Annotated in this window: 6 protein-coding genes; all 6 read right to left on the reverse strand. The window is 71.4% G+C overall.

All coding sequences use genetic code 11. The features are described 5' to 3' along the window. Positions 1-1,463, reverse strand: a 1,463-nt coding sequence (gene kdpB, locus ABZ312_RS44500; RefSeq protein ID WP_500440176.1) for a potassium-transporting ATPase subunit KdpB, incomplete at its 3' end; no start/stop codon positions are given. Further along, the gene (kdpA, locus tag ABZ312_RS44505; RefSeq protein ID WP_500440177.1) at positions 1,463-3,127 is read right to left on the reverse strand and encodes a potassium-transporting ATPase subunit KdpA; all 1,665 of its coding nucleotides are present in this window, start codon (positions 3,125-3,127) and stop codon (positions 1,463-1,465) included. The genes kdpA and kdpB, both read right to left, overlap by 1 nt. Next, positions 3,127-3,216 carry a K(+)-transporting ATPase subunit F gene (kdpF, locus tag ABZ312_RS44510; RefSeq protein WP_326579416.1) on the reverse strand — a complete coding sequence of 30 codons (90 nt, stop codon included), beginning with the start codon at positions 3,214-3,216 and terminating at the stop codon, positions 3,127-3,129. Before kdpF ends, kdpA begins: the two co-directional genes overlap by 1 nt. Before the next feature lie 399 nt (positions 3,217-3,615). Continuing rightward, entirely contained in the window at positions 3,616-5,121 is a 1,506-nt protein-coding gene (locus ABZ312_RS44515; RefSeq protein WP_500440178.1) for an aldehyde dehydrogenase family protein, read from the reverse strand. A 112-nt stretch (positions 5,122-5,233) separates the two neighbouring features. After that, the gene (locus ABZ312_RS44520) at positions 5,234-6,253 is read right to left on the reverse strand and encodes a helix-turn-helix transcriptional regulator (protein WP_500329329.1); all 1,020 of its coding nucleotides are present in this window, start codon (positions 6,251-6,253) and stop codon (positions 5,234-5,236) included. 128 nt (positions 6,254-6,381) lie between these two features. Continuing rightward, on the reverse strand, positions 6,382-8,967 hold a 2,586-nt coding region (locus tag ABZ312_RS44525), incomplete at its 5' end, for a M4 family metallopeptidase (protein WP_500440179.1).

Genomic DNA, 8,967 nt, shown 5'->3' on the forward strand with positions numbered 1-8,967 from the left:
CGGATGCCCATCCGCCGCAGCTCGTCGAACCGCTCCCGCATGCCCTCCTTGACCACGTCCTTCAGGTGGATGACACCCAGCACGCGGGCCGCGCCCTCCTCCTTGACCGCCACGACGAGCGGCGTACCGCCCGACTGCGATATGCGGTCGACCAGGGACTGCACCTCCTCGCCGGCCCGGCCGCCGTTCTCGGCGACCCACGCGGTCACCGCGGACGCGGCGCCCTTGCGGACCTGGCGGCCGTCGACGTCGACGCCGGACATACGGGTCTGCGCGGTGAAGGGCACGAACGCGGCGTGCCCGAGCTCGCCCTCGTGACGGGCCCGCAGACCGTACTTCTCCTTCGCCAGGACGACGACGGAACGGCCCTCGGGCGTCTCGTCGGCCAGTGAGGACAGCTGCGCCGCGTCGGCGAGCTCCGCGTCCCCGACACCGCCGACCGGGAGGAACTCCGCGGCCTGGCGGTTGCCGAGCGTGATGGTGCCGGTCTTGTCGAGCAGCAGGGTGTTCACGTCGCCGGCGGCCTCGACGGCGCGGCCGGACATGGCGAGCACGTTGCGCTGCACCAGGCGGTCCATGCCGGCGATGCCGATCGCCGACAGAAGCCCGCCGATCGTCGTCGGGATGAGCGCGACGACGAGCGCCGCGAGGATGACGATGCTCTGCTCGGCGCCCGCGTAGATCGCGAACGGCTGCAGGGTGACGACCGCGAGCAGGAAGACGATGGTCAGCGAGGCCAGCAGGATGTTCAGTGCGATCTCGTTGGGCGTCTTCTGCCGGGCCGCGCCCTCCACGAGGGCGATCATCCGGTCGATGAAGGTCTCGCCGGGCTTGGAGGTAATGCGGACGACGATCCGGTCCGACAGCACCTTCGTGCCGCCCGTGACCGCGCTGCGGTCACCACCGGACTCCCGGATGACCGGGGCCGACTCACCGGTGATCGCCGACTCGTCGACCGACGCGACGCCTTCGACGACATCGCCGTCACCGGGGATGATCTGCCCGGCCTCGACGACGACGTGGTCGCCCAGCTTCAGGCCGGAGGCCGGGGCCTCCTCCTCACGGAGCGAGGTGGCCCCCGGCCGCCAGTCGATCAGCCGGCGGGCGACGGTGTGGGTCTTCGTCCGCCGCAGGGTCTCGGCCTGCGCCTTGCCGCGGCCCTCCGCGACGGCCTCGGAGAGGTTGGCGAAGAGCACGGTCAGCCAGAGCCACACGGTGATGACCCAGGCGAAGACGCTGGGGTCCTTGATCGCCGAGAGGGTGGTCAGGACCGCGCCGACCTCGACCACGAACATGACCGGGTTCTTGATCATGACCCGGGGGTCGAGCTTCTTGACCGCATCCGGCAGCGAGGTGAGGAGCTGCTTCGGGTCCATCATGCCGCCGGAGACCCGGTGCGGCTGCTGCGGCCCGGTCGGGGCGCCCCCCGGCGACGCGGGGGGTTCGAGGGTGGTCAGGGACATCAGGACAGACCTTCCGCGAGCGGACCCAGCGCCAGGGCCGGGAAGTAGGTGAGGCCGACGACGATCAGGATCACGGCCGTCAGCAGGCCGACGAACTGCGGCCGGTGGGTGGGCAGCGTGCCCGCCGTGGCCGGCACCGGCTGCTGCCGGGCCAGGGAGCCCGCCAGCGCCAGGACGAACACGATCGGCAGGAAGCGGCCGAACAGCATGGCCAGGCCGAGCGCGGTGTTGTACCAGTCGGTGTTGACGGTCAGGCCCGCGAAGGCCGAGCCGTTGTTGTTGGCGGCCGAGGTGAAGGCGTACAGCACCTCGGAGAAACCGTGCGCACCGGAGTTGAGCATGCCCGCGCGCTGACCCGGCATCGCCATGGCGAGGCCGGCACCGATCAGGACGATCGCCGGGGTGGTGAGGATGTAGAGGGAGGCGAACTTCATCTCCCGGCCGCCGAGCTTCTTGCCCAGGTACTCCGGGGTGCGGCCGACCATCAGTCCGGCCACGAAGACCGCGATGATCGCCAGGATGAGGATGCCGTAGAGGCCGGAGCCGGTACCACCGGGGGCGATCTCACCGAGCATCATGTTGAAGATCGTCATCCCGCCGCCGATGGGCGAGTACGAATCGTGGAAGGAGTTGACGGCGCCCGTGGAGGTGAGCGTCGTCGACGCCGCGAACAGCGCCGACCCCCACACACCGAACCGCTGCTCCTTGCCCTCCATCATGCCGCCCGCCAAGTGGCCGGCCTGGCTGCTCACGCTGTGCAGCTCGTTCACCGTGATGATGGCGACCGATGCGGCCCAGATCACGCCCATCACGGCGATGATCGCGTAGCCCTGGCGGTTGTCGTCGACCATGCGGCCGAAGGTGCGCGGCAGGGAGGTGGCGATCGCCAGCAGGAGGTAGATCTCCAGCCAGTTGGTGAAGGGGTTGGGGCTCTCGAAGGGGTGGGCGGAGTTGGCGTTGTAGAAGCCGCCGCCGTTGGTGCCCAGCTCCTTGATGGCCTCCTGCGAGGCGACCGGGCCACCGGTCATGCTCTGGTGGTCGCCGACCAGGGTCGAGATCGACTCGACGCCGTGGAAGTTCTGCACGACGCCGCCGGCGACCAGCACGATCGCGAACACGAAGGCGAGCGGGAGCAGCACGCGCACGGTGATCCGGGTGAGGTCCACCCAGAAGTTGCCGATGCGGTCGGTCTTCTTGCGGGTGAAGCCCCGGATGAGGGCCGCGACGACGGCGACGCCGACGGCGGCCGACACGAAGTTCTGCACCGCGAGACCGGACATCTGCACCAGGTGGCCCATCGTGGACTCACCGGAGTAGGACTGCCAGTTGGTGTTGGTGACGAAGGAGGCGGCCGTGTTGAAGGACACGCCGGGCGTCACGGCGGGCATGCCTATGGACAGCAGCAGGTGGTTCTGCAGCCGCATGAAGCCGTAGAGGAAGAGGACGGAGACGGCCGAGAAGGCCAGCACGCTCCGCAGGTAGACGGACCACTTCTGGTCCGCGTCACCGTCGACCCCGCCGAGCCGGTACGCGAAGCGCTCGACGCGCAGGTGCTTGGCGGAGGTGAGGGTGTGGGCCATGTAGTCGCCCAGCGGCCGGTAGGTCAGGGCCAGCGCGCCGACCAGCGCGAGGATCTGGAGCCAGCCCGCGAGGGTGTCGTTCACTAGAACTTCTCCGGGTAGATCAGTGCCAGCACCAGGTAACCGACCAGGGCCACGGCGACGACGAGTCCGACGACGTTTTCGATGCTCACAGCCGCTCCGCCCCCTTGGCCACGAGGCCGAGCACGGCGAAGACAGCGACGGTGAGGACGATGAAGGCCACATCTGGCATGCGGAGACACCCCGGAAGTCGTGTGGGGACGATGCCGCGTACCCGGTCGGGCCCGCGGCGCCGGTAAAAAACCGGTGTACGTAGCGAAGCGCCCCGCAGTGCCCCCGACGGGCTTCGTTAGCGGGTTCCTGACGCGGCCCCGGAGCGGCTTGACGCCACTTTGACGCCGCCCGGCGGAACGGGTGACGGGGGTGACGTGGCGCGTCGGCGGGGCGGTCGGCGGGGCTCGGAGCAGCGACGACCCCCGAGCGGGCGTGGCCGGCCGCAGCGGGGGTCGGGGGGCGAGGAGGGCGGTCCGGCCCGGTGGTGCGGAGCGGACTCAGAACCGCACGTAGACGTTCTTCGGCTGGGTGTAGGACTCCAGCTCCTCGATGCCCTCCTCGCGGCCGACGCCCGAGTTCTTCACCCCGCCGAAGGCGGTCCCGGGGATGTGCGCGGAGCTGGCGTTGATCCACACGTAGCCGGCGCGCAGGTCGCGGGCCGCGGCCATGGCGGTGTGCAGGTCGGTGGTCCAGACGCTGGCGGTCAGGCCGTACGGCAGTGCGTTGGCCTCGGCGATCGCCTGGTCGTACGCGTCGAAGGGCGCCGCCACCAGCACCGGTCCGAAGATCTCCTCCCGGAACAGCGGCCCGGAGGGGCCGGCGTGGGCCGCGAAGAGGGTGGGCCGTACGTAGTAGCCGGGCCGGTGCGGGGCGCTGCCGCCCGCGACGAGGCGGAGGGCGGGGTCGGACAGTCCCGCCCGGATGTAGGAGGTCACCTTGCGGTAGTGCTCCTCGGAGACCAGGGGGCCGATGTCCGTGGTGGGGTCCGCCGGGTCGCCGAGGCGCATGGCGTCCATGCGCCTGCCCACTTCCTTGACGACGCGCTCGTACAGGGAGCGGTGGACCAGCAGGCGGGACGTGGAGCCGCAGCTCTGGCCCTGCCAGGTGAAGTTCATGCCCGCCATCGCGCCGTCCACGGCCGCGTGCACATCGGCGTCGGCGAAGACGACCAGCGGGTTCTTGCCGCCCAGTTCGAGGGTGACCGTCTTGACCGCGGCGCTCGCCGCGCGCGCCTGGACGCGACGTCCCGTGGTGGACGAGCCGGTGAACGCGATGCGCGGGACGTCGGGGTGGGTCACCAGCCGTTCGCCCGCCACGGAGCCCAGGCCCGGCACGATGTTCAGGACCCCGGGCGGTACGAGGCCGGCGGCCAGTTCGCCCAGCCGCAGCGCGGACAGCGAGGTCGCCTCGGCGGGCTTCAGGACGACGGTGTTGCCGGCGAGGAGCGGTGCGGCGATGCGGGCGGCCGCGAACATCAGGGGATGGTTCCACGGGATGATCCGCCCGACGACGCCGAAGGGGTCGCGCAGCGTGTAGTCGAGGGCGTCGTGGTCGGCCATGGGGACGGTCTCGCCGCGCAACTGGAGGGCGAGTCCGGCGAAGTAGCGCAACTGGGCGGCGGCGACGCGGAAGTCGCCCCGCATGACCGCGACCGGGCTGCCGTTGTCCATGGTGTCGATCCAGGCCAGTTCCTCGCCGTGCTCCTCGATCGCCTCCGCGAGGGCGACCAGCACCCGCGCCCGGTCCGTCACGGAGGTGGCCCCCCACGCGGGCGCCGCCGTACGGGCCGCCTCCACCGCGTCGTCGACGTCCGTGACGCCGCCGAGGGGTATCCGGGTCACCACCGTCTCGTCCGCGGGATTGACCACGTCCAGGGTCTGGCCCGAGGCCGCGTCGGTCGCCTCCCCGCCGATCAGCATGTGCCAGGGCCGGTCCACGATCTCGCCCGCGGTCGGTCGTGCGCCGGTCGCGCCGTACGGATTCGACAGCTCCGAAGTACGCATACACTCCAGATTTGCACCCATACGTGCCGTATACAGTGATTGAACGTTTTATATCGGCAAACACCGCGTATAGCGCAGGCCAAACGGCCGGGCGGGGCCGCGGGCGGCCGGCTCAGCCGTCCAGCCAGCCGCGTTCATGGGCGAGGAGCGCGATCTGGAACCTCGTCCGGGCGCCGAGGGCGGTGCCCGCCTCGCTGACGTGCTTCTGCACCGTCCGGCGGCTCACGCCCAGCACCCTGGCGATGGCGTCGTCCTTCATCCCCGTGGCCATGAGGTGGAGGATCTCCCGGGTCCGTTCGTCGGTCTCCACGGTCTCCCGCTCGCGGCGCGCGACGGGCCAGTCCTGGCGGCTCTCCAGTGACACCGGTGTCGCACGTTCCCAGATGCCCTCGAAGAGCGCGGCGCACACCTCGATCAGGGCCGGGGAGTGCACCACCAGCGATCCCGCCGAGGGCCGGTCGCCCTGGAGCGGGAGGAGGGCGGCGGTCCGGTCGAAGAGCGCCAGCTTGACGGGGAGCCGGGTACCGAGGCGGAACTCACCGCCCACCGCGGTGCCGCGCAGCGCGGTCTCCAGGGACACCTCGTCGGTGAAGCCGTCGGCCTCGTACACCGACCGCAGCCGTACGCCCGGGGCGACGGCGGTACGGTCCGGGTCCCGGTGGCCCGAGTCGTCCTCGGTGCCGGTCACGTAGGGCGGCTTGGCCAGGTGCAGCACCTCGCTCCTGCTGCCCTTGAGCAGGTACGCGTAACGGGCCGCGACCTCGTCGCCGTGCTCCAGGACCTCCACCAGGTTCGGCGCGCCGGGGTGCGCGACGGAGCGGTAGAGCTCGTCGAGCTGCTCCATGAACAGCTCGGTACGGGCCAGTTCGCTCCGCCTGCGGGCGAGCAGGGAACCCAGCGAGGAGCGCGGCGGGCCGGCCTTCCAGCGCGGGGAACCGCCGGGGATGCGGATGACCAGGAGTTCGTCCTCGAGGCCCCGCAGCGCCCGCTCGGCCTCGTCGGCGGACGTGCCGACCGCCTCGGCCACCGCGGCGGCGTCCGCCGAGGGGTGGCTCACCAGGTACTCCAGGACCCGGCCGCCCAGGGGGCCCAGCCCCGTCCCCGCCCAAGGACCGCCCGATGAGACATCCATGCAGCCTGCCACCCCTGTACGTCCGCGCCCCGCGTGATGATCGTACGCCTCGCGGAAAGGCCGGCGGGGGCCCGGTCCGGCGTGCGCCGGTCCGGGCCCCCGTCGGGGTGGTGCGGTGTGGCGGCCGCTCAGCGGCAGGTGCCCGCGGGGCGGGCCCGGGTCACCAGGTCGGTGTCCGTGGTGGTGGTGTCCATCCACAGGACGCGGCTGCCGGTGCCTGCGGCGGCGTTCGACTGCTGGCCCTTGCTGCAGGAGACCCGGCCCAGCGGGGTGCCCTGCGGGGTGAACTGGTAGAGCTTGGCCAGCGAGTCGTTGTAGTCGTCGAAGACCTGTGAGAACGAGGCGTACACGGTCAGCGTGACCGCGGTGTCCGACGCCGTGAGGCCGAACGCCCGGACGGGGCGCGGGCCCCTCTCCGCGATGACGTCGGTGACGGTGGAACCGTCGACGGACGCCCGGCGCAGGGTGGTGAAGTCGTCGTCGGTGTAGTCGGTGTCGATCAGCCAGTACACCCCGGCAGCGGTGATCACCGGCGTGCTGATCCACTCCGGCTGCGAGGGCGCGCCGAGGACCGCGGTCTTCCCGGTCCGGGTGTCGAAGACCTCCACGACGACCCCGTAGGTGCCGTCGAACATGCCGTCGTGGATGTATGCGATGCGCCCGTCCTTGACGGCGGGCTCGACCGCCTGGTTGTAGTCCCGGCCGAGCGGCACCTGACGCGGCGTGGTGTCGCCGCCCTTCAGGTACAGGACCTGCTGCAGCGAGGTCGCCTCGTCACGGCGGGACCAGGCGACCGTGTCGCCGTCCACGCTCAGACCGCTGATCTCCGAGGTGGTGCTGTACAGCGTCTTGACGGCGCCGCCGCCCACGGGCGCGGACAGGATGTCGTAGGTGTGCAGCCAGGGGTCGTCGCCGGGGACGTCGCCGACCGCCACCCACACCACGCGCTTGCCGTCGGTGACCGGGCTGAGGTGGGAGCGTCCGTCGACCGGGGAGATCCGGCGGGGCTTGCCCCTGCCGTCGGTGCGGCCGGTCCACACGGCGTACGGCTCGGTGCCGTCCGCGCTGGACCTGGGGGCGGCCCACCAGTCGCCGTGGGCGCTGGGGCTGTTGCCGGTGCCGACGTACTGCATCAGGGTGCCGAGCCTGCCCATCAGCACATCGCTGTCGAGGCCCAGGTCCTGCTCCCAGCCGGGGACGATGCCATGGGCGTCGAAGGCCTTCTTCACCTTGGCCAGGCGGTCGCCCTTGACGTGCAGCGACCTGGCGGCGGCGATGACGGCGTCGCGGCCCTCGTCGAAGCCGTCGAGGGGCGTGATGTAGGAGGTGAGGGCCTTGTAGACGATCTGGTCGGCGAGTTCGCCGCCGAGGCTCTCGCGGATGTCCCACAGCGAGCCGCTGAAGATCGTGGAGTTGACGTGCACTCCGCCGTTGTCGTAGGACGAGCCGAGGGGCAGCCCGAGGAAGCCCTTCGTGGTGGCGCCGTCGTTGAGGTCGCGGAAGGCGCAGTCCTTCGGTGCCCGCGTCCGGCAGAGGTCGCCGCCGATGAGGCCGGACTCGGGGTCGGTCATGGAGGTGCCGTTGACGGTGACGTCGATGACGTTGCCGAAGTAGTCGGCGATGGCCTCGTTCATGGCGCCGGACTGGCCGGCGTAGACGAGGTCGGCGGTGTGCTCGACCACGCCGTGGGTCATCTCGTGGCCGACGACGTCCAGGTCGGAGGCGAGGGAGCGGTACTCGTCGTCACCGGTGCCGTAGACCATCTTGGTGTGGTCCCAGAACGCGTTGACGAACGGCGAGCCGAAGTCCGTCACGCCGACCAGGGAGTTGATGGCCATGCCCTTGCCGTCGAGGCTGTCGCGCCGGAAGGTGCCGCGGTAGAACTCGTACACCTTCCCGGCCGCCCAGTGGGCGTCCACCGCGCCGCTGTCGGTCATCTCCTGCGGCGCCTTCGTGGTCGGCATCGCGAACGGCACGACGCTCTCCGGCCACTGGCCCGACACGTCCTGGTACCAGACGCTGGAGGCGTCCCAGGTCTGGATGACGTTGTGGCTCTTGCTGTCGGCCATGTGCGCGGTGTCGCGCAGCAGGTACTGACCGGTGCCGGCGTCCTTGCTGAGGTTCAGCGGCACGGTGGTGCCGCTGAGCAGGATGCCGCTGCCGGTGACGCCCGTCGACCCGGTCGCGGCCGCGGGCGCGCCGCCCCGCATCGCGGTGCCGCTGCGCATGGACGTGCCGCTGCGGTGCGTGGCGCCGCCGGCGGAGCCGGTCGGGGCGAACGTGGGCAGGCCGCCGTACTCGAAGACCGCGACGCCGGTGGCGGCGTCGACGTAGACCTCCTGGACCACGGGGGCGCCGGTGGCCGGGTCGGTGCCGCGCACGGTGACGTGGCGGGCGAGCACGCCCTTGCCGGTGGGCAGCACGGTCAGCCCGCGGTCGGTGCCGGCCAGGTCGTCCTTGGCGCTCTTGGCGTGCGCGGGACGGTATCCGCCCTTCGCCAGCTCCGCGCGCACCTGACGCACCGCGCCCTGCACGGCGGTGGGGGCCGGGAGGGTGGGGCGGGTGGTGTCGAGGTCGAGGGCGGTGAAGTAGGAGCCGGAGGTGCCGGTGACGGTGCGCTTGCCGTCCTTGTGGTTCATGCGGACGACGTACTGGGCGCCCAGGACGGGGATGCCGCGGTACTTCTGGCCCAGGCGGACGGTCTCGGTGCCGTC

Source organism: Streptomyces sp. NPDC006207 (genome assembly GCF_040613835.1).
In the GTDB taxonomy this organism is placed as follows: Bacteria; Actinomycetota; Actinomycetes; order Streptomycetales; family Streptomycetaceae; genus Actinacidiphila.

Coding starts and splice junctions, on each gene's coding strand:
- ABZ312_RS44515 (WP_500440178.1), bottom strand. CDS start 5,121: ATGCGTACTTCGGAGCTGTCGAATCCGTACGGCGCGACCGGCGCACGA.
- ABZ312_RS44520 (WP_500329329.1), bottom strand. CDS start 6,253: ATGGATGTCTCATCGGGCGGTCCTTGGGCGGGGACGGGGCTGGGCCCC.